At 75.2% G+C, this 24236-nt stretch carries 24 protein-coding genes; 14 read left to right on the plus strand and 10 right to left on the minus strand.

Going from position 1 to position 24236, the window contains the following annotated elements; translation table 11 throughout:
• Window positions 1-35: 35 nt before the first annotated feature.
• The 3 genes from C2142_RS14530 to C2142_RS14540 form a co-directional block, all read right to left on the minus strand.
• Complete coding sequence (locus C2142_RS14530) at window positions 36-1211, minus strand: hypothetical protein (RefSeq protein WP_162002472.1); 1176 nt, start codon at window positions 1209-1211, stop codon at window positions 36-38.
• Window positions 1211-2845 carry a DUF3492 domain-containing protein gene (locus C2142_RS14535; RefSeq protein ID WP_162002473.1) on the minus strand — a complete coding sequence of 545 codons (1635 nt, stop codon included), beginning with the start codon at window positions 2843-2845 and terminating at the stop codon, window positions 1211-1213. Before C2142_RS14535 ends, C2142_RS14530 begins: the two co-directional genes overlap by 1 nt.
• 375 nt (window positions 2846-3220) lie before the next feature.
• Complete coding sequence (locus C2142_RS14540; protein ID WP_148643033.1) at window positions 3221-4144, minus strand: alpha/beta hydrolase; 924 nt, start codon at window positions 4142-4144, stop codon at window positions 3221-3223.
• Between the two features lie 208 nt (window positions 4145-4352).
• Between C2142_RS14540 and C2142_RS14545 the strand changes: the two genes are divergently transcribed.
• From C2142_RS14545 to C2142_RS14555, 3 genes are all read left to right on the plus strand, one after another.
• Window positions 4353-5015 (plus strand): TetR/AcrR family transcriptional regulator, encoded by a 663-nt coding sequence (locus C2142_RS14545; protein WP_174315647.1) that lies wholly within the window; start codon window positions 4353-4355, stop codon window positions 5013-5015.
• A gap of 131 nt (window positions 5016-5146) precedes the next feature.
• A complete protein-coding gene (locus C2142_RS14550; protein ID WP_148643034.1) occupies window positions 5147-5374 on the plus strand; it encodes a DUF3107 domain-containing protein in 228 nt (75 codons plus the stop codon).
• A gap of 145 nt (window positions 5375-5519) precedes the next feature.
• Window positions 5520-5837: a hypothetical protein gene (locus C2142_RS14555; RefSeq protein ID WP_153882780.1), complete on the plus strand. Its 318-nt coding sequence runs from the start codon at window positions 5520-5522 to the stop codon at window positions 5835-5837.
• Window positions 5838-5843: 6 nt separating this feature from the next.
• Here C2142_RS14555 and C2142_RS14560 read toward each other — a convergent pair whose 3' ends face one another.
• Entirely contained in the window at window positions 5844-6572 is a 729-nt protein-coding gene (locus C2142_RS14560; RefSeq protein WP_148643035.1) for a ferritin-like fold-containing protein, read from the minus strand.
• Between the two features lie 716 nt (window positions 6573-7288).
• On the opposite strand from C2142_RS14560, the gene C2142_RS14565 reads away from it, so the two are divergent.
• From C2142_RS14565 to C2142_RS14585, 5 genes are all read left to right on the plus strand, one after another.
• Window positions 7289-9031 (plus strand): DEAD/DEAH box helicase, encoded by a 1743-nt coding sequence (locus C2142_RS14565; RefSeq protein WP_241003192.1) that lies wholly within the window; start codon window positions 7289-7291, stop codon window positions 9029-9031.
• Window positions 9032-9220: 189 nt separating this feature from the next.
• Window positions 9221-10102 carry an alpha/beta fold hydrolase gene (locus tag C2142_RS14570; RefSeq protein WP_148643036.1) on the plus strand — a complete coding sequence of 294 codons (882 nt, stop codon included), beginning with the start codon at window positions 9221-9223 and terminating at the stop codon, window positions 10100-10102.
• Window positions 10103-10473: 371 nt separating this feature from the next.
• Window positions 10474-10620: a hypothetical protein gene (locus C2142_RS14575; RefSeq protein ID WP_153882781.1), complete on the plus strand. Its 147-nt coding sequence runs from the start codon at window positions 10474-10476 to the stop codon at window positions 10618-10620.
• 316 nt (window positions 10621-10936) lie between these two features.
• On the plus strand, window positions 10937-11575 hold the full coding sequence (locus tag C2142_RS14580) for a DUF6758 family protein (protein WP_148643037.1): 639 nt from the start codon (window positions 10937-10939) through the stop codon (window positions 11573-11575).
• Window positions 11576-11628: 53 nt separating this feature from the next.
• Window positions 11629-12489 carry a PHP domain-containing protein gene (locus tag C2142_RS14585; protein WP_148643038.1) on the plus strand — a complete coding sequence of 287 codons (861 nt, stop codon included), beginning with the start codon at window positions 11629-11631 and terminating at the stop codon, window positions 12487-12489.
• A 94-nt stretch (window positions 12490-12583) separates the two neighbouring features.
• Here C2142_RS14585 and C2142_RS14590 read toward each other — a convergent pair whose 3' ends face one another.
• The gene (locus C2142_RS14590) at window positions 12584-13243 is read right to left on the minus strand and encodes a suppressor of fused domain protein (protein ID WP_148643039.1); all 660 of its coding nucleotides are present in this window, start codon (window positions 13241-13243) and stop codon (window positions 12584-12586) included.
• Between the two features lie 458 nt (window positions 13244-13701).
• Here C2142_RS14590 and corA point away from each other — a divergent pair, with 458 nt between their 5' ends.
• Window positions 13702-14826 carry a magnesium/cobalt transporter CorA gene (gene corA, locus C2142_RS14595; RefSeq protein WP_148643040.1) on the plus strand — a complete coding sequence of 375 codons (1125 nt, stop codon included), beginning with the start codon at window positions 13702-13704 and terminating at the stop codon, window positions 14824-14826.
• 69 nt (window positions 14827-14895) lie between these two features.
• On the opposite strand, the gene C2142_RS14600 is transcribed toward corA, so the two are convergent.
• Complete coding sequence (locus tag C2142_RS14600) at window positions 14896-15771, minus strand: DMT family transporter (RefSeq protein WP_241003193.1); 876 nt, start codon at window positions 15769-15771, stop codon at window positions 14896-14898.
• Window positions 15772-15972: 201 nt separating this feature from the next.
• Here C2142_RS14600 and C2142_RS14605 point away from each other — a divergent pair, with 201 nt between their 5' ends.
• The 4 genes from C2142_RS14605 (at window position 15973) to C2142_RS14620 (ending at window position 19845) form a co-directional block, all read left to right on the plus strand.
• Window positions 15973-16521, plus strand: a complete 549-nt coding sequence (locus C2142_RS14605; RefSeq protein ID WP_148643042.1) for a hypothetical protein — start codon at window positions 15973-15975, stop codon at window positions 16519-16521.
• A gap of 207 nt (window positions 16522-16728) precedes the next feature.
• Window positions 16729-18015, plus strand: coding sequence for a CBS domain-containing protein (locus C2142_RS14610; RefSeq protein WP_148643043.1), 1287 nt, complete (start codon window positions 16729-16731; stop codon window positions 18013-18015).
• A gap of 67 nt (window positions 18016-18082) precedes the next feature.
• Entirely contained in the window at window positions 18083-18628 is a 546-nt protein-coding gene (locus C2142_RS14615; RefSeq protein WP_241003194.1) for a DUF1003 domain-containing protein, read from the plus strand.
• Between the two features lie 56 nt (window positions 18629-18684).
• Window positions 18685-19845, plus strand: coding sequence for an Mrp/NBP35 family ATP-binding protein (locus C2142_RS14620; RefSeq protein WP_148643045.1), 1161 nt, complete (start codon window positions 18685-18687; stop codon window positions 19843-19845).
• Window positions 19846-19947: 102 nt separating this feature from the next.
• On the opposite strand, the gene C2142_RS14625 is transcribed toward C2142_RS14620, so the two are convergent.
• The 4 genes from C2142_RS14625 to sigE all read right to left on the minus strand — a co-directional run bounded on the left by C2142_RS14625 (window position 19948) and on the right by sigE (window position 23310).
• Entirely contained in the window at window positions 19948-20622 is a 675-nt protein-coding gene (locus C2142_RS14625) for a hypothetical protein (protein ID WP_148643046.1), read from the minus strand.
• 229 nt (window positions 20623-20851) lie between these two features.
• Entirely contained in the window at window positions 20852-21301 is a 450-nt protein-coding gene (locus C2142_RS14630) for a sec-independent translocase (protein ID WP_148643047.1), read from the minus strand.
• Between the two features lie 150 nt (window positions 21302-21451).
• Window positions 21452-22465, minus strand: coding sequence for a zf-HC2 domain-containing protein (locus tag C2142_RS39785; protein ID WP_241002578.1), 1014 nt, complete (start codon window positions 22463-22465; stop codon window positions 21452-21454).
• Complete coding sequence (gene sigE, locus C2142_RS14640) at window positions 22462-23310, minus strand: RNA polymerase sigma factor SigE (protein WP_241003195.1); 849 nt, start codon at window positions 23308-23310, stop codon at window positions 22462-22464. The genes C2142_RS39785 and sigE overlap by 4 nt, the downstream gene beginning before the upstream one ends.
• Window positions 23311-23550: 240 nt before the next feature.
• On the opposite strand from sigE, the gene C2142_RS14645 reads away from it, so the two are divergent.
• Window positions 23551-24159, plus strand: a complete 609-nt coding sequence (locus C2142_RS14645; protein WP_241002579.1) for an O-methyltransferase — start codon at window positions 23551-23553, stop codon at window positions 24157-24159.
• The last annotated feature ends 77 nt before the right edge of the window (window positions 24160-24236 follow it).

Raw genomic sequence — 24236 nt, forward strand, 5'->3', positions numbered from 1 at the left:
GCAGGAAGCAGGAGGAACGGACGGCGGCCGCACCGTCAGCGGTGCGCGCCGGCCCGGCCGAGCGCCGGCCACGCGTACGCCAGCAGCGCCAGGGCGACGGCCCCGCCGCCGAGCAGCCCGGCCACCGGCGCGGACCGGCCCAGTACGAGCGGCACCGCGGCGGCCGCCGACCCGGCGAGCGCGCCCAGCGCGGCCGCACGGTGGCGGCCGCACCGCGCCGGCAGTGCGGTCAGCACCAGCAGCAGGCCCAGCACGCCCTGCGCCGCCCACTGGGCGGGGCCGGCGCGTTCGGCCGCCAGGTGCAGCAGCCCGCCGCCGTGGCCCGGGCCGGGCCGCGGGGCCAGGGCGGTCAACACGGCGAGCGCGGCGAAGCTGAGCACCGTCAGCACGGCCAGGTGCAGCGCGACGGCCACCGGCAGCACCGGCCGCATCCGGGCGCGGAACTCGGCGAGGGTGCCCGCCGTCCGCAGATGGCCGCCACCGACGTGCCGGAACCAGCGCGCGGCCCACTCGGCCGACCCGGCCGACAGCGCCGCCGCCAGCACCAGCGCGGCCGTCACCCGGCCGTCACCCGGGCCGCCGGCCGCCCCGGCGAGCGGGAGCAGCAGCAGCCCGGCCACCCCGGCCCCGTGACCCAGCACGGCCGGCCGCCACCGCCGCGGCCCGGCCGGGTGCGGCACCTCCGGCAGGAGGGCGGCGGACGGGCCGAGCTCGGGGCCGGCGGTGGCGCAGGGCCCGGACGGGACGGGCTCCACCGGCAGCGCCGGCAGCGCCGGCAGCAGCGCGAGCGGGACGGCCGCCGGCAGCAGCACGGGCCACCGGCCGCCGAGGGCGGCGGCGGCCGCGACCGGCAGCACCGTCAGCACCGACGCCCGCAGCGCAGCGCCGCGGTTCCGCTGCCGGTTCCCGGCGGCCCCGGGGTCCGCCTCCCCGGCCGCCGGCGGCGCGGGCGGGCGGCGCGGCACCCGGGCGTACAGCTCCTCCGCGAGCCCGAACAGGTCGGCGTGCCGGCAGCGCGCGGCCGCCTCCTGGCCCAGGCCGGCCTCCTCCAGCCCGACGGCGATCTCCAACGGGTCGACCGCCCGCTCGCAGAGCAGCCGGTGCTCGGCCATCACCTCCCGGACCGGATCACCGGAGAGCCCGGGAGCACCGGGAGCACCAGGGGTACCGGGGGCGCCGGACACCCCGGCCGCCGGGCCGCCGCCCGCCATCAGACCGCCTCCGCGAGGGCGCCCGGCCGCTCGGCCACCGCCGCCGGACCGTCCTCGCCCGGCTCCGCGCCGTCCGCAATGCCGGCCGCCCCGGCGGTCTCCGGGCCCGCCGTGCCCTTCCCGCCCGTACGGTCCGCCAGCCAGTACTCGGCGGGCCGGGCGAACGGGCGCGGCTGCACGCCCGCCTCACCGCCGGCCGCCGCCGGGAACGCCGGCCACTGGGAGACCAGCTCCAGGTAGATCTCCCGGAACGCGCCGATCACCGGTTCCACGGCGAAGCGTTCCTGCGCGCGCAGCCGCCCGGCCAGCCCGAGCCTCGCCCGCCGTTCCTCGTCGCGCAGCAGCGCCAGGCAGGCGGCGGCCAGCGCCTGCGGATCGCGCGGCGGGACGAGCAGCCCGGTCGGCCCGACCACCTCCCGGGCCACCCCGACGTCGGTCGAGACCACCGCCCGGCCGCTCAGCATCGCGTCGGCCAGCAGCCGGGGGCTGCGCTGGGAGAGTGCCGAGAAGACGATCACCGTGGCGCCCTCCCAGGCCCGCGCGGTCGACTGCGGCCGCCCGGCGAACTCCACCGCGTCGGCCACCCCCAGCCGCCCGGCCACCGCCTCGCAGTGCGCCCGGTAGCCGCGGACGGCCTCCTCGCCGTGGACCACCAGCCGGGCCGCGGGCAGTGCGGCCCGGACCCGCGCGAAGGCGTGCAGCATCAGCTCGGTGTCCCGGCCCGGCTCCAGCGCGCCGGCCCAGACCAGCGTCGGCGCGGACGGTTCCGGGCCGGCCGCCGCCCGGGCCACCGCCGGAGTGCCCTCGTGGACCACCCTGGTCCGCGCCGGGTCGGCCCCGCAGCGCCGCTGCCACTGCTGGTCGTGGGCGCTGCCGGGGGTCAGTATCGCGGCCTGCCGGTACGTCTCCTCGGTGAGCGCCCGGAAGAAGGAGAGCAGCAGCGCCCGGACCGGCCACCGGTACGGCACCTCGCGGCAGCCGGCGTACTGCTCGCGCAGGTGCAGGCCGTGCTCGGTGACCACGAACGGCACCCCGTGCAGCTGCTTGGCCACCAGCGCGGGCAGCGCGGCCGGGCCGCCGCCGACCACGTGGCAGAGATCGGCGCCGCCCAGGCCGCCCGGCCCGGTGCCGTACCAGGGCGCGGAGAGCGGACGCAGGCACTGCTCCAGCAGGTCGGCCCCGACCAGCACGTCGCAGACCAGCGGCTGCCCGGCCGAGGTGTCGGCGCCGGGTGAGCGCCAGACCCGCTCCAGCGTGCGGCGCGCGTGTGCCGAGGCGAGGAACGCCGGCAGCGCGCCGTCCTCCCGGGCGAGCGCCGCCAGCCGGTACAGCCCGGCGCCGAACGAGGCCCGCTCCCCCGGCATCACCAGCGCCCGGACCAGCCCCTCGTACGCCCGTGCGTACTGCCGTCTGCGCAGCGCCCCCGGCAGGCGCCCGGCCGGGCGGCGCCCCCGGAGGGCCAGCTCGTGCACTCCCAGCCAGCGGGCCCGGGGACCGGCACCGGTCCCCGGGCCCGCCAGCACGTACAGCTCGAAGTCGTGCTCGTGCAGGCCCTCGGCCAGCCGGTCGGACCAGCCACCGGCACCACGCTGGGGGTATGGACGCACACCCTCGGTGATCAGAGCAACGCGCACGGAGACCTCCAGAGCAGAGCGGATCGGAGCGGATCGACGGATTGCCTGTGCGGCCTGGCCGGTTCCCGGGAGCCCCGCGGGACGGCGCGGGGAGGGGCCCGGGCGGAGGAGTCCGGACCGGCCGCGGCGCCCGTGGCCGGGCGCACCGCGGCACGGGCCGGCGGTCACACCGGCCCCGGCGCCCCTGCCCTCGGCCGCCCTCCGGGATCTCCGGCGGCCGCGACTCCCCCACACCTGTTCGGTCCGACAGCAGAAAGGTAGGACCGGCCCCCGGCGATCCATCGGTCACATGCCTGGCTGCCACCTGAACGAGTGAACCGGCGTGACCTCGCCCCGGAGCGGGGCGTTATCGCGCGCTCCGATCCGCACCGGCCCTCAGACCCGCGCGAGCAGCTCCCGCACCTCCCGGGCCACCTGGTCCGGGTGCTCCATCATGGCCACGTGCCCGGAGTCCGGCAGCACCAGCAGCCGGGCGTCCGCGAAGGCGTCGCAGGCCCGCCGCGCCGAGCGGTAGGAGACCAGCTTGTCCCGCAGCCCGTACACCAGCAGCGTGGGCGCCTTCACCTGACCGGCCTGGCGCCAGAGCGCCTGGTCGCCGCGCTCGGTGTAGGCGGAGACGATCCCGCGCGCCGAGGCGGTCAGCACCTGCATCGCGTACGGCAGCTCGCTGCGCCGCCGGTACTCGGCCACCGCGTCGGCCCGGGTGTCCGGCGACAGCCCGTCCGGGTCGCCGTAGACCAGCCGCAGCAGGCCCTCGGTGGCGTCCTCGGCGCTCCGCCCGTTCGCCGGCAGCCGACGCAGCAGTGCGGGCACGCCGGGCACCGCGAGCAGGCCGGTCGGCCAGGCGGTGCGCTGCGGCGGGAGCTCGGGCAGCGCGGGCGAGATCAGGGTGAGGCTGCGCACCAGGTCCGGCCGGAGCGCGGCGAGCCGGACGGAGACGGCGCCGCCGAGCGAGTTGCCGAAGAGGTGCACCGGACCGCGCCCGGCCGCCTCCAGGTAGCCGATCACCGCGCGCACGTGCCCGGAGACGGTGAGGTTGCCGTCGGCGGGCGGCGCGGAGCGGCCGAAGCCGGGCAGGTCCACGGCCTCGCCGTCGACCAGGCCGGAGAGCCTCGCCATCAGCGCCGTCCAGTTGCCGGCCGAGCCGCCGAGCCCGTGCACGAAGAGGGCCGGCTCCCGCCCTCCGGCCGCACCGTCCCCGGGCCGGTGGACCGCCAGCGCCGCACCGGGCACCTCGACCGTACGGAACGCTGCGGGCTCCCCCGCCTCTGTGCGTATCTGCTGCTCAGCGCTGCTCATGGTGGACGATGGTAGTGAGCCGACGGCCCGGCGGGGATGTCCCGTCCCTCGTCACACCACTGCCGTCACCCGTGGTCAGCGCCGTATTGTGGGCTCCTGACAAGGGAGCTGCGAGCTTTTCTGGCGCTCGCCAAGCGCGAATGCGGTTACCGGAAAGTAGAATCGGTCATCTTGCCAGCCCCGATCAACCCGTGAAGTGAGGAGCGCCGTGACGGCCATCCAGGAGGCGCAGGAGCGCCCGCGCGGTGCCCGCCTGCCGCGAAGCGCCCGCCGTGAACAACTGCTCGGTGCCGCCCAGGAGGTGTTCGTCGCGCAGGGCTACCACGCGGCCGCCATGGACGACATCGCCGATCGCGCCGGGGTCAGCAAGCCGGTGCTGTACCAGCACTTCCCCGGCAAGCTGGAGCTCTACCTGGCGCTGCTGGACAAGCACTGCGACGCCCTCGTCGAGTCCACCCGCGACGCGCTGTCGACGACCACCGACAACAAGCTCCGGGTCGCCGCGACCATGGAGGCGTACTTCAACTACGTCTCCAGCGAGTCCGGCGCCTTCCGGCTGGTCTTCGAGTCGGACCTGACCAACGAGCCGGCCGTGCGCGAGCGCGTCGAGCGGGCCTCGGAGGCCAGCGCGACGCTGGTCAGCAAGGTCATCCAGGAGGACACCGACCTCCCCGAGTCCGAGTCCAAGCTGCTCGCCGCCGGCGTCTGCGGCCTGGCCCAGATCACCGCCCGCTACTGGCTCTCCCAGGGGCTGGAGATCCCGCGCGACGAGGCCGTCCGGCTGGTCGCCAGCCTGGCCTGGCGCGGGCTGAAGGGCTTCCCGATGCACCCCGCCTCCGAGCTGCCCGAGGACTCCGCCCCCGAGCAGTGATCCACGGACCTTCGCCTCGGCCTTGATCCGGTGCTCTATGGTGAAGCCGTACGGCGCGGTCGCCGCGATCGCCTGTCCCAGGCGGCCCGGAACCGCGCGTGGATGGCTGCAACCCCGGAGGGACGGAAGTCGTGGAGGTCAAGATCGGCGTGCAGAACGCGCCGCGCGAGATCGTGATCGAGAGCTCGCAGACTGCCGATGAGGTCGAGAGCGCGGTCGCCAAGGCACTGGAGGGCACCTCGAAGCTCTTCGCGCTGACCGACGAGCACGGCCGCCGCGTCATCGTCCCGGCCGAGCGCCTGGCGTACGTGGAGATCGGCGAGCAGGCCGCCCGCAAGGTCGGTTTCGGCACGCTCTGAGCTGTACCGCGGTGCCCCGCTCCCCCTCGGGGAGCGGGGCACCTTCGCGTTCCGCGGCTGCGCGTGTACGGCCGGGAGGACAGGGGTACGGCGACAGTGCGGCCGACCGTACGCCGCGCGCCCGCACCCTCCCCGGGAGGCACCCTTGCTGGTCGAGACGCTCGCCTTCGCCCTCGTCGGTCTGATCGTCGGCGCCGGAGCGCTGATGTCACTGCCCGCGTACTTCCCGTCCGGGCGGGCACTGACGACGGGGACGGCGCTGGTCTCGGCACTGCTCGCCGGGGTGATCGCGCACTTCACGCTGGACGGCCGGTTCCCGGCGGCCAGCATCGCGACAGCGGCGATCGCCTCGGCCCTGCTCACCTCGGTGCTGGCCCGGCCCGACCTCGCGGCCGGGCGCCAGCCCGCCCACCGGCACCACCCGCACCGGGCCGGCGCGCACCGCCGGCACCGGCACGCCTGACCGGACCTACGAGGCCAGCCCCAGCGCGGCCATCCGCTTGGTGTGCGCCTCGGTGATCCGGTTGAACATCTTGCCGACCTCGACCAGGTCGAAGCCCTGCACCTGCACGCCGCCGACCAGCAGGTTGGAGAGCGCGTCCCGCTCGGCGACGACCCGCTGGGCCTGGCTCAGCGCCTCGCCCATCAGCCGCCGGCCCCAGAGCGCCAGCCGGCCGCCGGCCCGCGGGTCGGCCTCGATGGCCTGCCGCACCTTGTCGACCGCGAACCGGGCGTGCCCGGTGTCGGACATGACGCCGAGGACGAGGTCGCGGGTGTCGTCGTCGAGGCGGACGGCCACCTCGCGGTAGAAGTCGGTGGCGATCGCGTCGCCCACGTACGCCTTGACCAGGCCCTCCAGCCAGTCGGACGGCGCGGTCATCCGGTGGAACAGCTCCAGCGGCTCGACGAACGGCCGCATCGCCTCCTGCGGGTCGGCACCGACCTCGGCGAGCCGGTCGTGCAGCCGCTGGTAGTGCTGGAACTCGGCGGAGGCCATCCGGGCCAGCGCGGCCTTGTCGGCGAGGTCCGGCGCGAGCTTGGCGTCCTCGGCGAGCCGCTCGAAGGCGCTCAGCTCGCCGTACGCGAGGGCGCCGAGCAGGTCCAGCACGGCCGCCCGGTAGCCGGGGTCGGCCGAGCAGCTCGCCCAGTCCCCGATCGAACCGGCCCCGTCGTCCTGCGTCTCACCATGCTTCTCCATGACCGGCCACCTTAGTCCCGCCCGCCCTCCGGCACACGCACGGCGGCGCGGCCGGCCCCGGGCGTGCCGGTCGCCCGGCGGACGGGCCGCGGGCGGCCCCGCAGGGCCTCCGAGCAGCGATGTCATGCGCGTCACGTGTTCGAGTCGTCGCGTCACGGTATGGTGGTAGGGAGACCCGTAGTGCTCGCACGGTGTCACCGCCGTCTCGGTGCGCCGGGCAAGCCCGCTCCGTAGCGGGACCGCCCCTCAGGGCGTGTCCGTCCCGGAAGCCGGGTCCTCACGTACGCGGATGCCCGGTCGGAGAGCCGATCGGCTCCGACCATGGCTTGGACTTCAAGCCTTGGCACCGCATCAGTGGCCGAGCGAGGGCCGCCGAGACCACGCCGCCCGGCGAAGGTCCCGCGCAGGTCCCTCACGGGAATCCTCCCCGACAGCCGCCGTGACCGCGCCCCCCACCGGGCCCCGCGGACCGGCCGGCCGCAGGGACCGGCGCGGTTGTGCGTCCGCGCAGCTGTCATCAGGGCCGTACCGGCCCCTACGCAGCCGCGCGGCTGCCCGCCCGCCGCTCGCTCTCGGCCCCTCCACACGGAAGAGGCAGCACCCTGTCCACCACCGCTGAACCCACCAAGACCACTTTCCGGGACCTGGGGATCCTCCCGGAGACCGCCGAGGCCCTGGAGGCCGTCGGCATCGTCCACCCCTTCCCCATCCAGGAGATGACCCTCCCGGTCGCGCTGACCGGCCACGACGTCATCGGCCAGGCCAAGACCGGCACCGGCAAGACGCTCGGTTTCGGCCTCCCGCTGATCGAGCGGGTCGTCGTCCGCGCCGACGTCGACGCCGGCCGCGCCACCGAGGAGCAGCTCAGCGACTTCCCGCAGGCGCTGATCGTCGTCCCGACCCGCGAGCTCTGCACCCAGGTCACCAACGACCTGCAGACCGCCGGCAAGGTCCGCGACGTGCGCGTGCTCGCCGTCTACGGCGGCCGGGCCTACGAGCCGCAGGTCGAGGCGCTGAAGAAGGGCGTCGACATCGTCGTCGGCACCCCGGGCCGCCTGCTGGACCTCGCCGGGCAGAAGAAGCTGAACCTCGCGCAGGTCCGCGCGCTCGTCCTGGACGAGGCCGACGAGATGCTCGACCTGGGCTTCCTGCCCGACGTCGAGAAGATCCTCACCATGCTGCCGGCCAAGCGGCAGACCCTGCTGTTCTCGGCGACCATGCCGGGCCAGGTCATCAGCCTCGCCCGCCGGTACATGAGCCAGCCGACCCACATCCGGGCCGCCGCCCCGGACGACACCGGCGCCACCGTCGCCAACATCGAGCAGCACATCTTCCGTGCGCACTCGCTCGACAAGGTCGAGGTCGTGTCGCGCATCCTGCAGGCCGACGGCCGCGGGCTGGCGATGATCTTCTGCCGGACCAAGCGCACCGCCGCCGACGTCTCCGACCAGCTGACCCAGCGCGGCTTCGCGGCCGGCGCCGTCCACGGCGACCTCGGCCAGGGCGCCCGCGAGCAGGCGCTGCGCGCGTTCCGCAACGGCAAGGTCGACGTGCTGGTCTGCACCGACGTCGCGGCCCGCGGCATCGACGTCGAGGGCGTGACGCACGTCGTCAACTACCAGTGCCCCGAGGACGAGAAGACCTACCTGCACCGGATCGGCCGCACCGGCCGGGCCGGCGCCTCCGGCACCGCGGTCACGCTGGTCGACTGGGACGACATCCCGCGCTGGCAGCTGATCAACAAGGCGCTGGACCTGCCGTTCAACGAGCCGGAGGAGACCTACTCCACCTCGGCGCACCTGTACGAGCTGCTGAAGATCGCCAAGGGCACCACCGGTGTGCTGCCGCGGTCGGAGCGGACCCGGGCCGGGCTCGGCGCGGAGGAGGTCGAGGACCTCGGCGAGACCGGCGGGCGCGGTTCGCGTTCGGCGGGCGGCCGGGGCCGCGGCGGTGCCAAGGGCGACTCCGGCAAGCCGGCCGCCGCCGTCGAGACCCCCGAGGAGAAGCCGGCCCGCCGGACCCGCGAGCGTCGCCGCACCCGTGGCGGCAGCACGGTCGCGGCCGACGCGGTGACCGGCGCGCCCGTCGAGGGCGCCGCCGCCGTCGAGGCACCGGCGGCCCCGGCCGTCGAGGGTGCCGATGGTGAGGCCGCGGCACCGCGCCGCCGCCGTCGCCGTCCGCGCAGCACCGCCGCCGGCGAGACCGCCGTCGCCGTGGTGGCCGAGGCTCCGGCCGCGGTCGCCGAGGCCGCGGACGCCCCGGCCGCCGACGCCGCCGTGGCGGAGAAGCCGGCCCGGCGCACCCGCAGCCGGGCCAAGGCGAAGGCCGAGCCGGCCGCCGAGGGCGCTGCGGCGCCCGAGGCCGCCGCGGACGCCCCGGCCGAGGCCCCGGCCCCGCGCCGCCGCGCCCGGACCCGTCGTCCGGCCGCCGAGGCCGCCGAGGCGACGCCGGAGAGCTGACCCTCCGAGACACCGCCCGGAGGGGGCGGCCCGGTCCCGCACGACGGGACGGGCCGCCCCCTCCGGCGTTGACGGCCCGTCGGCGTCGGACGCCCCCTCCGGTACGGGCGCACGGCTACGGTGGGGGTTACCGGCGGGTCACTCCCGCCGTGCCGCAGGAAAGCCGCAGGAGATCCAGGAGATCCGCCCATGAGCACGCCTCCGTTCCTCACCCTCCCCCGCTGCGCCGGTGCGCTGCGGGTGGCGACCGCCCGCGGGGAGTTCGCCGCCCTGCGGGCCGAACCGGCGGGAGCGGTGCGCGGGTCGGCGCTGCTGGTGCCCGGGTTCACCGGCAGCAAGGAGGACTTCATCGCGCTGCTGGAGCCGCTCGCGGCGGCCGGCTACCGGGTGACCGCGGTCGACCAGCGCGGCCAGTACGAGACCGGCGGCCCCGACGACCCGGCGGCCTACGCCGTCGAGGCGCTGGGCGAGGACGTCCGCGCGCTGTCCGCGGCGCTCGCCGCCGACGGGGAACCGCTGCACCTGCTGGGCCACTCCTTCGGCGGCCAGATGGTCCGCGAGGCCGTCCTGGCGGCCGCCGCCGAGGGCCCGCTGCCCTGGCGTTCGCTGACCCTGATGTCCACCGGGCCGGGCGCGATCGACCCGGGCGAGGCGGAGCGCACCAAGCTGCTGGTCTCGGTGCTGCCCTCGATGAGCCTGGAGGAGATCTGGCAGGTGCTCCAGCAGATGGAGGAGGGCTCGGGCGACCCGGCCCAGCAGCGCACGCCCGAGGTCTCCGAGTTCCTGCACCGCCGTTGGGTGGCCAACGTGCCGCAGGCGCTCATGACCACCGGCAGCCACCTGGTCGCCGCGCCCGACCGGGTGGACGAGCTGGCCACGGCCGCCGGCGCGCTGCCCGCCCTGGTGCTCTCCGGTGTCCGGGACTACGCGTGGCCGGTGCCGGATCAGACGAAGATGGCCGAACGGCTGGGCGCCCGCCGGGTCGTGGTCGAGGACGCCGGCCACTCCCCCAACGCCGAGCAGCCGACCGCCACGGCCGAGGCGCTGACCGGCTTCTGGGGCCGTTCGTAGCGCTTTCCGGGGCCGCACCCGGGGCTCGTCCGGGCCCTTCCGCCGGCCCGGTCGGCGCCGGTGCGGGACAAAATTCGTTAGTTGCGGTAATATTTGATTCTGTCCGGGAATCATCGTCGGCATCGACGTCGGCGCGAATCAGCCGAAACCAGGACTTTACGGACGGGCAACGGCCCGGTAGCAGCACCACGACAGAGTGGGCCACGAGGGACCAGAGGTCCTCTGGCAGGGACCAGCGGTCCTTCGGCAAGCAGGGGGGAGCCCTTTTGCCGCAGCAGACCGCCGAACGTTCGGCACGACAGACCCCGAAAGGGCTGATACCCACTCAGCCACGACCGCCCCGCACCACGGGGCCAGGAAAGGAGACGCCCATGCGCTTCGAGATCCTCCGACTGGACGACGCCAACGGCACCGCCACCGACCGACTGATCGCCGACGCCGAGACCGTCCGCGAGTTCGTCCAGGCCGCCGCCCGCACCGGCGAGCGCCTGCTCATCCGTCCGTGCCCGACCGTCTGACCCAGCGCGGCGCCTCCGACCGGGAGCCCTCACCCGCCGCCGAAGACCCGGGAGCGTCCGATCCCGACGTTCCGATACCAGACTGACGCCCCGTCACCGCGATCGCCGATGACGGGGCGTCAGTGCGTCCGGGGCCTCCCCGTCCGCCGGGACCGACGTTTGCCGCCGCCCGCCGCTGGACATCCCCTACCGGGAGCCGCCCGCACCGCGCCCGCCCGGCACCGGATCAGCGCCCGCCACCGACGGGTGCCACCGAGCCCTCCGTACGGGTGATCGTCCTTGACGCGGCGGTCCGGAGGGAGGAGCGTTGTCGGCTATGAGGGGCGAGCCCAGCTGCCCGAGGTGCGCCGGTCGGGTCCGCGCCCCCGGTCTGTTCTCAGACACCTGGCAGTGCGACCGGCACGGAGCCGTGCACCCGATGCAGCCGGTGCTGCCCCCGAGCATCGAGGCGCTCGGCGTCGCCGTCGCCCGTTCACAGGTCCCCGTCTGGCTGCCCTGGCCGCTCCCGGTCGGCTGGCTCTACACCGGCATCGCGCACGTCGGCGACGACGTCTCGGGCGCCCGGGCCACCGCCGTCGCCTGCTCCGGACCGGCGCCGCTCGGCGGCTTCGGGGAGCTGGTGCTGGTCGCCGAGGAGCTGGGCGTCGGGCTCGGCGCCCGGTACGCGGGGCTGGCCGGCCCGGACCCGGGCGAGTCCGTCGGCCTCTACAAGCCCGCCGACGCCAAACTGATGGCGGCCGGGCGGCCCACCCCGATGTTCCACGTCCCGGACGCACCGGCCGACCGCGCGGTCTTCGTCGGCGAGGCCCGCGGGCTCTGGCTCTGGGCGGTGGCCTGGCCCGAGCAGTCGGCGCTGGTGATGTACGACGAACTGGTCCTCACCGACCTGCGCGAGGCCGGCGCCGAGCTGGACCTGCTGCCCTGCGGCGCCCTCTCCCCCCGCCTACTGGGCTGACCCCCGCACTATCCTGGGCCGCACCCGCCGCCCAGCCCCAGGGAGACCCCGCCGTGCGCATCGACCTGCACGCCCACAGCAACGCCTCCGACGGCACCGACACCCCGGCCGAACTGGTCGCGGCGGCGGTCGCCGCCGGCCTGGACGTGGTGGCGCTCACCGACCACGACACGGTGGCCGGCCACGCCGAGGCCGCCGAGGCGGTGCACGGGCTGCCGGCCGGCACCCGGCTGACCCTCGTCCCGGGCGCCGAACTGTCCTGCACCGTGGACGGCATCAGCATGCACCTGCTGGCCTACCTGTTCGACCCGGCCGAGCCGGGGTTCGCGCAGGAGCGCGAGCTGGTGCGCACCGACCGGTTCCGCCGCGGGCGGGCCGTCGTCGAGCGCTGCCGGGCCCTGGGTGCGGACATCAGCTGGGAGCAGGTCGAGCGGATCGCGGGCGCCGGCTCGGTGGGCCGGCCGCACATCGCCAGCGCGCTGGTGGAGGCCGGCGTGGTGGCCACCGTCTCGGACGCGTTCACGCCGCAGTGGCTGGCCAACGGCGGGCGGGCGGACGTCCGCAAGCACGAGACCGACCCGGTCGAGGCGGTCCGGCTGGTCCGGGCGGCCGGCGGGGTGCCGGTCTTCGCGCACCCGGGCGCCGTGAAGCGCGGACGGACCGTCTCCGACCAGGTGATCGCCGACCTCGCGGCGGCCGGGCTGGCCGCACTGGAGGTCGACCACGTCGACCACGACGAGCCGGCCCGGGAGCACCTGCGCGGACTGGCCGCCGAACTCGGCCTGCTGACCACCGGGTCCAGCGACTACCACGGCGGCCGCAAGACCGTCCGGCTCGGCGAGCACACCACCGATCCCGCCGTCTACGAGGCGCTGCTGGCGCAGGCGACCGGCGCGAAGCCGATCGGGGGCTGAGCGCGGGCCCGGCGCGCACGCCGGGGTGCGGAAGCGTTTTCGGAGGCCCGCCCGGCCCGGCCCGAGCGGGGGCCGGCCCGGGCCTGATCCGGCGTCAGTCCAGCGGTACCGCACGGCGGTCGGGGTCGCGCAGGTCGGTGCCATGCTGGAGCCAGCGCTCCTCCAGCGCGGCCGCGCCGTGCACGCGCTTCCAGCCGGCCTCGTTGGGCGTCATCGGCAGCAGCGGCAGGAAGCGGACCGGGTCCGCCGGCTCGTCCAGCTCCAGATCGGGCACCAGGCCGCCCGGTTCGGCGGCCAGCACCGAGGTGAACGGCGCGCCGTCCCAGAGCGGGGAGCCGAGGTCCAGCGAGCCGCCGGGGGCCACCACCAGGCCCTCCACCTGCGGGGTCGCGGCGAAGGTGGCCAGGGTGCGCAGCACGCTGTCGCGCCCCCCACGGATCGTCAGGACCAGTTCGGCGCGCGGGCCGCGGACCTGGTCGGCGACCATCGCGGTCGGGTCGGCCATCGGTGCGGCGGCCATGCCGAGCGTGGCGTAGCGGACCAGCCCCTCGGCGTCCGGGCCGAAGCGCAGCACCTCGATCCGTTCCGCGCCGAGGAAGGTGACCGCGGCGCGGCCGCTGGTCTCGCCGAAGGTGGTCAGCAGCCGCGCCTCGACGGCGGCCAGCACCGCCTCCCGGGAGAGCCCGGAGGGGTCGTGGGAACTGCCGCCGGAGGCCGCGGAGGGGTCGCCGAAGAGCGGGAAGTCGTGCGCCATGCGGTGAGCGTAACCCGGGGGCCGCGCACGGTTGTCACGAGCGTCACGAGAACTCCGCAGCGGCGATGGCCGGTCAGATGTTAGTGTGAGCGACTGGCCACCGGGGATGCTTACCTCCTCCGGGGCAGCGGCGTGAAGGAGGTGGTTGCGGTGGATACCAGCCGACCATGCAGTACCGGCAGCTCTACCCGGCCCGGACGCCTTCCCCGTACCCCTCGCCACGCAGGCTGAAACAGCCCCAGCAGTAGCTGGGCCCGCCGCGTTCGCGGGGACGACCGAGGCGGTGTCGACCGGCCCGGGAGAGCATCCTCACCGGCGTCCGGTCGTTCCAGCGCGTGCCCCAGCAAGGCCGAGGACCGACCGCAGGCGCCCTTCAAACCGGTGTTCCTTCGCCGTCGCACCACGGCCACCCCTTCACCGCGCCGCCGTGCGGCGGCTCCTGCCCCAGGGAGCCTGCCATGTCGATGATCAACAGCCTGCGCGCCGCCGTCCGCACCAACCGCCGCCGCTCGGAGTCCGCCCTGTACGACTCGATCCACCCGGGCGCGTCCGCGTCGGCCGTGGTGGACTGCGCGGTCTACCGGCACGGCCTGCGCCAGGGCGAGAGCTGCAGCCCGCGCGAGGCGGCCCGCCTCGTCAAGGCCTCGCAGCAAGTGCAGGACGGTGCAGGATCGTTCAGCTGGATCGGGCTGCACGAGCCGACCGAGGCCGAGTTCGAGGGCATCGCCCAGCGCTTCGGCCTGCACCCCCTGGCGGTCGAGGACGCCGTCCACGCGCACCAGCGGCCCAAGGTCGAGCGCTACGACGACGTGCTGTTCGCCGTCTTCAAGACCATCCGCTACGTCGAGCACGACCAGCTCACCCCGACCAGCGAGGTGGTCGAGACCGGCGAGCTGATGGTCTTCGCCGGGCGGGACTTCGTGATCACCGTCCGGCACGGCGGTCACAGCTCGCTCCAGGAGCTGCGGCTCCGGCTGGAGGCCGACGCGGACGGCGCCGGGCTGCTCGCCAAGGGCCCCTCCGCGGTGCTGCACGCGATCGCCGACCAGGTGGTGGACAACTACCTGCTGGTCGCCGACCGGCTGCAGACCGACGTGGACGAGATCGAGTTCGACGTCTTCTCCAACAAGGGCGGCCGGGGTACCGACGTCGGCCGGGTCTACCAGCTCAAGCGCGAAGTGCTGGAGTTCAAGCGGGCCGTGGCGCCGCTGCTGCGGCCCATGCAGCAGCTCTCCGAGCCGCTCCAGAGACTGGTCGACCCGGACATCCAGAAGTACTTCCGGGACGTCGCCGACCACCTCGCCCGGGTCACCGAGCAGGTGCACGGCTTCGACGAGCTGCTCAACTCGCTGCTCCAGGCCAACCTGGCGCAGGTCTCGGTGGCGCAGAACGAGGACATGCGCAAGATCACGGCCTGGGCGGCGATCTTCGCCGTGCCCACCATGATCACCGGCGTCTACGGCATGAACTTCGACTACATGCCGGAGCTGCACCACAAGTACGGCTATCCGATGGTGCTCGGCAGCGTCGTGCTGATCTGCATCGGCATGTACCGCGGCTTCCGCCGCAACGGCTGGCTGTAGCACCGCTTGTAGCGCCGCACCCGCCGGAACCGGGCACGCCGGGGCGGGGGCACGGACCCCGCCCGGACGCTACCTGCGGCCGCCGCGGGCGACCAGGACCAGGCCGAGCAGGATCAGCACCACCGCCGGATAGGCGGCCACCGGGGGCCACTGGCCGAGCCAGAGCGCCGCGATCAGCGCGGCCCCCGGGGTCTCCAACAGGATCGCGGTGGAGGTGACGGACGGGCCCAGGGTGCGCACCACCCGGTTGCTCAGCGAGTGGCCGAGCAGCTGGGCGGTGATCATCAGCAGCACGATCTGCCACCAGGCCCCGGCCGGCCAGCCGCCCATCGGCGTCCCGGCGGCCAGGCAGATCACCAGCAGCACCACCGCCGTGGTGGCGTAGCAGACCAGGGTGTACGCGGTGGTGCTGACGGTCTTGCGGACCTCGGCGCCCAGCAGCATGTACCCGGCCGCCGCGAGACCCGCGCCGAGCGCCAGCGCGTCGCCGAGCAGGGCGCGGGGCGACAGCGACATGTCGACGCCGGTGAGCACCAGCACCCCGGCGAAGGCCACCGCCATGCCGATCCAGACCAGCCGGGGCGCCCGCACCCCGGACAGCCGCATCAGCAGGATCGTCCAGAGCGGGGTGGTGGTCACCAGCGCGGTCGCCGAGGCCACCGAGGTCATCCGCAGGCTCGGCATCCAGAGCGCGAAGTGCACGGCGAGCAGCGCGCCGGCCGCCGCCGCCAGCAGCAGCGCCCGGCGGCCGATCCCGCGCAGCTCGGCCCGGTGCCGCAGCAGCGCGTACGGGCCGAGCACGCCCACCGACATGACGTTGCGCCAGAACGCGATCGCCAGCGCGGGGGCCGCGGTGGCGCTGATCAGCGGCGCGGAGAGCGAGATGCCGGAGACGGAGACGGCGAGCAGCACCAGGTCGATCTTGGGGAGCGGGTGCGGGGGCACCGCGCCGGCCGGGCCGGAGGCGGTGCGGCCGGGATCGGCGGAGGCGGGGGCGGCGGTCTCGGGCCGGGCGGCGGGCACAGCGCTCCTCTGGCTCGTGGCGGATGCGGGCGGCTCCTAAGGTAAGGCCCGTGCGGCCGTCACGGAACTGTCGCCCGACGGGTGAGACACCCCGCGGACGCCCCAGGCCTTACGCTGTCCGCCATGGACCGTACGCCTGCCGCAGCCGCGACCGCCGACGACTTCCTCGACCGGGCCCTGCTGGAGGAGGCCGCGAAGAAGTCCGGCCTGCTCTGGGTGCGCGCGGACGGCCAGGAGCACGGCCGGGCGCTCTGGCACGCCTGGTACGACGGCGCGGTCGTGGTGGTCGGCGACGGCGGCGAACAGCCGCTGCACGGGCTGACCGCCGGCGGCGGCGCGGTGGTGACCGTCCGCAGCAAGGACAAGGGCGGCCGGCTGACCGGCTGGCCGGCCCGGGTGACCGAGCTCGCGCCGGGCGGGGAGGCCTGGCTCGGCGCCGTCGAGGAGCTCAAGGGCAAGCGGCTGAACGCGCCCGACACCGACACCATCGCCGACCGCTGGGCCCGCGAGTGCCGGGTGCTGCGGCTGGAGCCGGCCGGCGGGCTGGCCGAGCGCCCCGGCGCCATGCCGGACGCCTCGCACGCCGCCGTCCCGATGCCCACCACCGCCACCACCCGACTGCCGATCCCGGCCGGGCTGCCGAAGCTGCTCCTCAAGCGCCGCAAGGGCTGAGCCGCACCTCCCCCGGACGGGAGGCCGGCCGGACCGGCTCCCCGCCGGGCGCGGGCCGGCTCCCCCGCAGGTCACGGGCCCGGCCGCGGGCCCGCGGTCGACCGTGCCTCGCCGGGCCGGGCCAGAGGCGCCCGGGTAGCCTTGGCCGCGGGGCGCCCCGCCGCGCCCGTCAGGGCGTCGAGCAGGTCGAACGAGTCGAGGGAGTCCATGGCAGGGGCAGGCAGCCGGGTCTTCATCTCGCACCTCTCCGGCGTCGCCGTCTTCGACCCGAACGGCGACCAGGTCGGCCGGGTCCGCGACGTGGTGGTCTCGCTCCGCCTCGGCGGCCGCCCGCCCCGGGTGCTCGGGCTGGTGGTCGAGGTGATCGGCCGTCGCCGGATCTTCCTGCCGATGACCAGGGTCACCAGCCTGGAGTCCGGCCAGGTGCTCACCACCGGCGTGGTCAACATGCGCCGCTTCGAGCAGCGCCCGTCCGAGACCCTCGTCCTCGGCGAACTGCTGGACCGCACCGTCACCTGGAGCAAGACCGGCCAGGAGGTCACCGTCCTGGACGTCGCGATGGTGCAGTCCCGGCTGCGCGAATGGGAGATCAGCAAGGTCTTCGTCCAGATCGGCCGGGTCGGCCGGCTGCGCAAGGCCAAGCGCGAGACGCTCACCCTCGACTGGCAGGACGTCACCGGCTTCGCCCTCCCCGAGGAGGACCAGGGCGCCGCCAACCTGCTGGCGACCTTCGACCAGCTGCGCCCCGCCGACCTCGCCAACGTCATGCACCACCTCTCCTCCAAGCGCCGCGCCGAGGTGGCCGCCGCACTGGACGACGAGCGGCTCGCCGACGTGCTGGAGGAGCTGCCCGAGGACGACCAGGTCGAGATCATCGGCAAGCTGAAGGACGAACGGGCCGCGGACGTCCTGGAGGCGATGGACCCGGACGACGCCGCCGACCTGCTCTCCGAACTGCCCGGCGACGAGGCCGAGCGGCTGCTCCAGCTGATGGAGCCGGACGAGGCCGAGCCGGTCCGCCGCCTGCTGAAGTACGAGGAGAACACCGCCGGCGGTCTGATGACCACCGAGCCGATCGTCCTGGAGCCGGACGCCACCGTGGCCGAGGCACTGGCCCGCGTGCGGGTCGCCGACAACAAGCCGGCCCTGGCCGCCCAGGTCTTCGTCTGCCGCCCGCCGAACGAGACCCCGACCGGCAAGTACCTGGGCACCGTGCACTTCCAGCGGCTGCTCCGCGAGCCCCCGTACACCCTGGTCGGCTCACTGGTGGACGACGACCTGGACCCGCTGCCGCCGGACACCCCGCTGCCGCTGATCACCAGTTACCTGGCGACGTACAACATGGTCGCCGCCCCCGTGGTCGACGAGGCCGACCACCTGGTCGGCGCGGTGACCGTCGACGACGTCCTCGACCACCTGCTGCCCGAGGACTGGCGCGAGGCCGCCCTGCACGGGCCTGCCGACGAGAGAGAGGCGACCGCCGGTGGACGCTGACCGCAAGGGCCGTCGGGAGGACACGCCCCGCCAGCGCCTCCAGGGCGAGCTGCGCCAGCTGCGCGAGGTGCGCGCCCGTGAACGCGGCCGCACCCAGCGCACCGAGCCCGCCACCACCGGAAGCGGCCGCACCCGGCTCGACCAGCCGCGCACCACCCGCCCGGGCCTGATCACCCTGCCGACGTACGACCCGGAGGCCTTCGGCAAGCTCTCCGAGCGGATCGCGCGCTTCCTCGGCACCGGGCGCTTCATCGTCTGGATGACGATCGTGGTGGTCGTCTGGGTGGGCTGGAACACCCTGCTCCCGGACGACGTGCACTTCGACGACTACCCGTTCATCTTCCTCACCCTGGTGCTCTCGCTCCAGGCCTCGTACGCGGCGCCGCTGATCCTGCTGGCGCAGAACCGCCAGGACGACCGGGACCGCGTCAACATGGAGCAGGACCGCGCCCGCAGCGACCGCAACATCGCCGACACCGAGTACCTGACCCGCGAGGTGGCCGCCCTGCGCCAGGGCCTGGGCGAGGTCGCCACCCGCGACTTCCTCCGCTCCGAACTCCAGTCCCTGCTCAAGGAGATCGACGAGCGCCGGGACACCTCCGAGGTGCTGTGACCGGCGGCACGCTACCGCCGGGTTAAGTGGTACGCCCGGAGCCGTACCATCAAGGCATGGCCAACGAGACAGAGGTCGCGGCCGGCGTAACGGAGGAGTCCGTACGCCAGGCGCTGGCGACCGTCAACGACCCGGAGATCAACCGCCCGATCACCGAGATCGGCATGGTGAAATCGGTCGAGATCGCCGAGGGCGGCGCGGTGCGCGTCGCGGTCTACCTGACGGTCTCCGGCTGCCCCATGCGCGACACCATCGTCACCCGCGTCCGCGAGGCGGTCGGCAGGGTCCCCGGTGTGACCGGGGTCGAGGTGGAGCTCGACGTGATGAGCGACGAGCAGCGCAAGGAGCTCTCCCAGCTGCTGCGCGGCGGCGCCCCCGAGCGCGAGATCCCGTTCGCCAAGCCCGGCACGCTGACCCGCGTCTACGCGGTCGCCTCCGGCAAGGGCGGCGTCGGCAAGTCCTCGGTGACGGTGAACCTGGCGGCCGCGATGGCCGCGGACGGCCTGAAGGTCGCCGTGGTGGACGCCGACATCTACGGCCACAGCGTGCCGCGGATGCTGGGCGTCGAGGGCCGGCCCACCCAGGTCCAGGACATGATCATGCCGCCGCAGGCGAACGGCGTGAAGGTCATCTCGATCGGCATGTTCACCCCGGGCAACGCCCCCGTGGTCTGGCGCGGCCCGATGCTGCACCGCGCGCTCCAGCAGTTCCTCGCCGACGTGTACTGGGGCGACCTCGACGTCCTGCTGCTGGACCTGCCGCCCGGCACCGGCGACATCGCGATCTCGGTGGCCCAGCTCGTCCCCAACGCCGAGATCCTGATCGTCACCACCCCGCAGATGGCCGCGGCCGAGGTGGCCGAGCGGGCCGGCACCATCGCGGTGCAGACCCACCAGAAGATCGTCGGCGTGATCGAGAACATGTCCGGCATGCCCTGCCCGCACTGCGACGAGATGATCGACGTGTTCGGCACCGGCGGCGGCCAGACCGTCGCCGACGCGCTCACCCGGACCGTCGGCGCCACCGTCCCGGTGCTCGGCTCGATCCCCATCGACGTCCGCCTGCGCGAGGGCGGCGACGACGGCCGCCCCGTCGTGCTCGCCGCCCCCGACTCCCCGGCCGGCGCCGCGCTGCGCGCCGTCGCCGGCAAGCTCGGCGGCCGCCAGCGCGGCCTCTCCGGCCTCTCCCTGGGGCTCACCCCGAAGAACAAGTTCTGACGGACACCAGCCCCGGACGGAACGGGCGACGGGCCGGACGGTGGAGAACCGTCCGGCCCGTCGCGCCGTTGGGGGCCGGCCTCGGGCCGGTGACGGCCGGGCTCAGGGGCGGGTGTAGGCGGTGAGGTCGGGGACGGTCGAGAAGCCCGCGCCGTAGGCGCTGACGCCGCGGCCGTAGGCGCCGAGCAGGACGCCTGGGGCCTCGCCGGCGAGCACCCAGCCGTACTCCGACTCGCGGTAGCGGAAGGGCTGCGGCAGGCCGTTCACCGGCAGGCTGAGGGTGGACCAGCCGGGGCCGGCCAGGTCGTCGGCGAGGTCCCAGGCGAGCGCGGACTGCTGGTCGAGCCAGTCCTGGCGCAGCGCGCGGTCCAGCTGGCCGGGCCAGGTCGAGGCGAGCAGTCCGGAGCCGGCCAGCCAGGCCGCGGAGGAGGCGGACGTCGCCTCCAGGGTGCCGGTGTTGTCGGCGCTGCGGCGGCTCTCCCGGCGGGCGACCGTGACGACGACGGCGAACCTGCGCACGTCGCGCGGCTCGTACTGCCTGGCCGGCTCCTCGCCGTGGCCGAGCGTGCCGTAGTCGACGCTGCCGCCCGCGCCGGCCCGCGGGCCCCCGGCGCCGGCCTGCACCAGGTAGCGACGGCCGGTCCAGCCGTCGTCCAGGCCGTACCAGGGGAAGTCCGCCGACAGGTAGGGCACCAGCGGGTCCGCCGGGCCGGCCTGGCCGCCGACCACCCGGCCACCGGCCGTGGCCGTCCCCACCGCATGACTCGTCGCGTCCATCCCCGGGCCTCCTCAACCTACGTATCCCTGCCGCAGCGCGCTCCCATCGTGGCGTACCGCGACGTCTCCGCCGTGCGTCTTCGGTCCGCAGGGGACCGGAAGTGACCGACGGCACAGCGGGGACAATCAGCACAATAGCGGCGCGAACGCCACCGCCCCGTTCAGCCGTGCGGCCGGGCGGGGCGGTGGTGTCGCCGGAGGGAGGCCCGGCGGGCGGCCGGGTGACGGCTCAGGTGGCGTCGGGGTCGAACGGGGGGCGCTCGCCGGGCTGGAGCGGAGCACCCGCGGAGGCGGCCGCCGGAGCGGCTGCGGAGGACTTGTCCATGCTGACCGTGCCGGTGCGGCCGTGGCCGTTCACCGTGGCGGCGGGCTTGTCGTCCAGCACCGAGCGGATGTCGAGGCCGTCCCGCATCTCCTTGAGGCCCAGCGGGTCCTCGTTGCCGCCCATGAGCTGCTTGCGGACGAAGGTCTTGGGGTGGAGGTCCTCGAACTCGAAGTCCTTGAACTCGGGGCCCAGCTCGCTGCGGATGTCCTCCTTCGCGTTGTCGGCGAAGGACCGGATCTTGCGGATGAAGCCCATGGTGTCCTGGATCAGCTTCGGCAACTTGTCCGGACCGAAGATCACAATGGCCATGATGACCAGGGTCAGGACCTCCATTCCGCCTACGTCGCTGAACACCTAAGCTCCCTCAGCTCGTCGGACAACGGTTCCTAACAGCGTAATGGCCACCGGCGGTTTCGCGGCCCACAGTGTGATGAAGCCGCGGTGAAGAGCCGCCGATGGCCGGGGCCGGGGCGACAGGATGCGCTCCGGGTGTGCCGGGAACCCCTAACGGTTCTCGTGGTGCAGGCCGGCCAGACCGGAGCTGGGGGTGCGGTCCGGCCCGGGGAGCGGCTGCGCGCTGCGGGTGGCCGCCACCGGGCGGACCGGGAAGTCCACCGGGATCTGCGCGGTCATCGGGACGAGCCCGCCGCTGCGGCCGGTGCCGCCGGGAGGACTGACCGTGGTGCCGTGCTGGTCCTCGCTCTGCGCGGTGAAGCCGCCGACCCCGCCGAGCGTCACCGCGGCGACCGAGAAGGCACCCGCGGCGGCGAAGACGAAGCGGCGCCCGCGCGGCGGGGCCTGCCGGGCCACGGCGGGGCCCGCGGCGGCCGCGGCCGGACCGGTGTGGGCGGAGGCCTCGGGGCGGGCGGCCCGCCGCCCCATCAGCGGGCGCAGCACCGAGCCGCCGCGCCCGAACGCCCTCGGGTCGATCCCCGGCACCGGCGCGTCGGCGCCGAGCGCGCCCGCGCCGAAGGAGGCGCCGGCGCCGCGGCCGAAGGAGCCGCCGTTCAGCCGGCTGCCGCCGAGCGTGCCCCCGGCCGCGGGGAGGCCGCCGCCGGGCAGGTCGTCGTCGTCCCGGCGCGGCCGGTCGGCCGTCGGGGAGCGGTCGCCGGGGAGGTCGTCCGGGAGCGCTCCGACGGCCATCAGCCGGGCCATCAGGCCGGAGGACGGGCCGGGGGTGTCGGTACGGGTCAGCAGGTGCTTGACCGCGCGGCCCTCGTCGGCCTCGGCGAGGCACTGCGGACAGGTCGCCAGGTGGGCCTGGACGCGGTCGCGCGAGTCGTGGCCGAGCTCGCCGTCGACGAAGGCGGAGAGCCGCTCCCCGAGATGGTGCTCCTCGACGGGCTCGGCGGGCCGGACGGCGACCGCGCGCAGCGCGGGCTCGCCCGGCAGCGCGGCGGCCGGCGGCACGGGGGCGTCGGAGCCGTCCTGGCCGCGGCGGCCCAGCTGGGGCCAGCCGCTCCGGCGGCCGGTGGGCCTGCCGGTCGCGTCCGGCCCCGGCCGGCCGGTTCCGCTCACGATCGCCTCCGCCCGCGCCCGCCCGGCACTCCGGGGGCCTCCCCGGCGACGGCGCCCACCGGCACCGGCTCCTCGGAGCCGCCCCGGCGCTCACGGCCGGGGGCCGCGCCGGGGGCGCGGTGCTTGAGCGCGGCACGCAGGTGCGAGCGGCCACGGTGGATCCGGCTGCGGACGGTGCCGAGCTTGACGCCGAGCGTGGCCGCGATCTCCTCGTAGGAGAGGCCCTCGATGTCGCAGAGCACCACGGCGGCGCGGAACTCGGGGGCCAGGGTGTCCAGCGCCTGCTGGACGTCGGCGTCGAAGTGGGTGTCGCTGAAGTGCTGGGCCGGGCTGGGCTCGCGGCTGGCCAGGCGCTCCGCCGCGTCCTCGCCGAGCGCGTCGAAGCGGATGCGCTGACGGCGGCGGACCATGTCCAGGAAGAGGTTGGTGGTGATCCGGTGCAACCAGCCCTCGAACGTGCCGGGGGTGTAGGTCGACAGCGAACGGAACACCCGGACGAAGACCTCCTGGGTGAGGTCCTCGGCGTCGTGCTGGTTGCCCGTCAGGCGGTACGCGAGGCGGTAGACGCGGGCGCTGTGGGCCTCGACGATCTCCTCCCACGTGGGCGGAGTCCAGGTCTGCGCGTCGGGACCCTCGGCGAAGCTCGCGAGGGCGGCGGGGGCCTCGGTGGTACCGGCGGCCGGCGTCGCGGCGGCCGGCTGGTCCAGGGGGGAGTGCGCAGGCTGGTTCATCACGGGCTTCGGCGTACGGACCGACGTGGTGCTGCGGACGTGCCGCCGCACGGGGACGTCGCCCTCGGCCACACCTCCTCGGTCGGCTCTTCTGCCCAGCAGGGCCACCACCATATCCACCTCACCCGTCAAGCCCGGATAAAAGTGCCCGGGGCCGTCAAGCCGGATCACGGGCCCGGGGGCGTCGGCTCGCCCGGTCCCTGTCCCACCCAACGGCCCGCCGCCGTACGCGGTTCCCGCCCGGCCAGTAATCTGTGGCAGGAAATATCGACATCCGCTTCGACATCCGCTCCGCGCCGGGCACCGCCCGGGGCTCCGAAAGAGGCAGCCATCAGCGAGTTCGGGCCCGCCCGCGTGGCCCTCGCCGACACCTACGTCGGCGAGGATGCGGTGCTGACGTACGCCCGGGCACAGTCCGCGCGGACCGGCATCAAGGCGATCGGACCGAGCGGCGGGGCCTGCCTGCGCCTGCTGGCCGCCGCGCTGGACGCCAAGGCGGTGGCCGAGATCGGCACCGGCACGGGCGTCTCCGGGGTCTACCTGCTGCGCGGGATGCGGCCGGACGGCGTGCTCACCACCGTGGACTCCGAACCGGTCCGCCAGCAGCTGGCCCGGGAGGCGTACCAGGCGGCCGGGTTCGCGGCCAACCGGTCGCGGTTCATACCGGGCCGGGCGCTGGAGGTGCTGCCCCGGCTCGCGGACGGCCAGTACGACCTGGTGTTCTGCGACGGGGACCCGGCGGAGTCCCGGGAGTACTTGTCGGAGTCGATGCGGCTGCTGCGGCCGGGCGGCATGGTCTGCTTCGAGGGCGTCTTCCAGGAGGGCCGGCTGGCCGAGCCGGAGCTCCAGGACCCGCAGACCCACGCGGTGCGGGACCTCGTGCGGGACGTCCGGGAGAGCGAGTCGCTGCTGCCGGCGCTGCTGCCGGTCTCGGACGGGCTGCTCTGCGCGGTGAAGCGCTAGGGCCCGGGCCGTCCGGGTGGTCCGGCCGCGGCCCCGGGTCGCGCAGGCCCGGGAAGCACGCAGGCCCGGAAACCACA

Origin of the sequence: Streptomyces sp. CB01881, assembly GCF_002953255.1 — a bacterium.
GTDB lineage: Bacteria > Actinomycetota > Actinomycetes > Streptomycetales > Streptomycetaceae > Kitasatospora.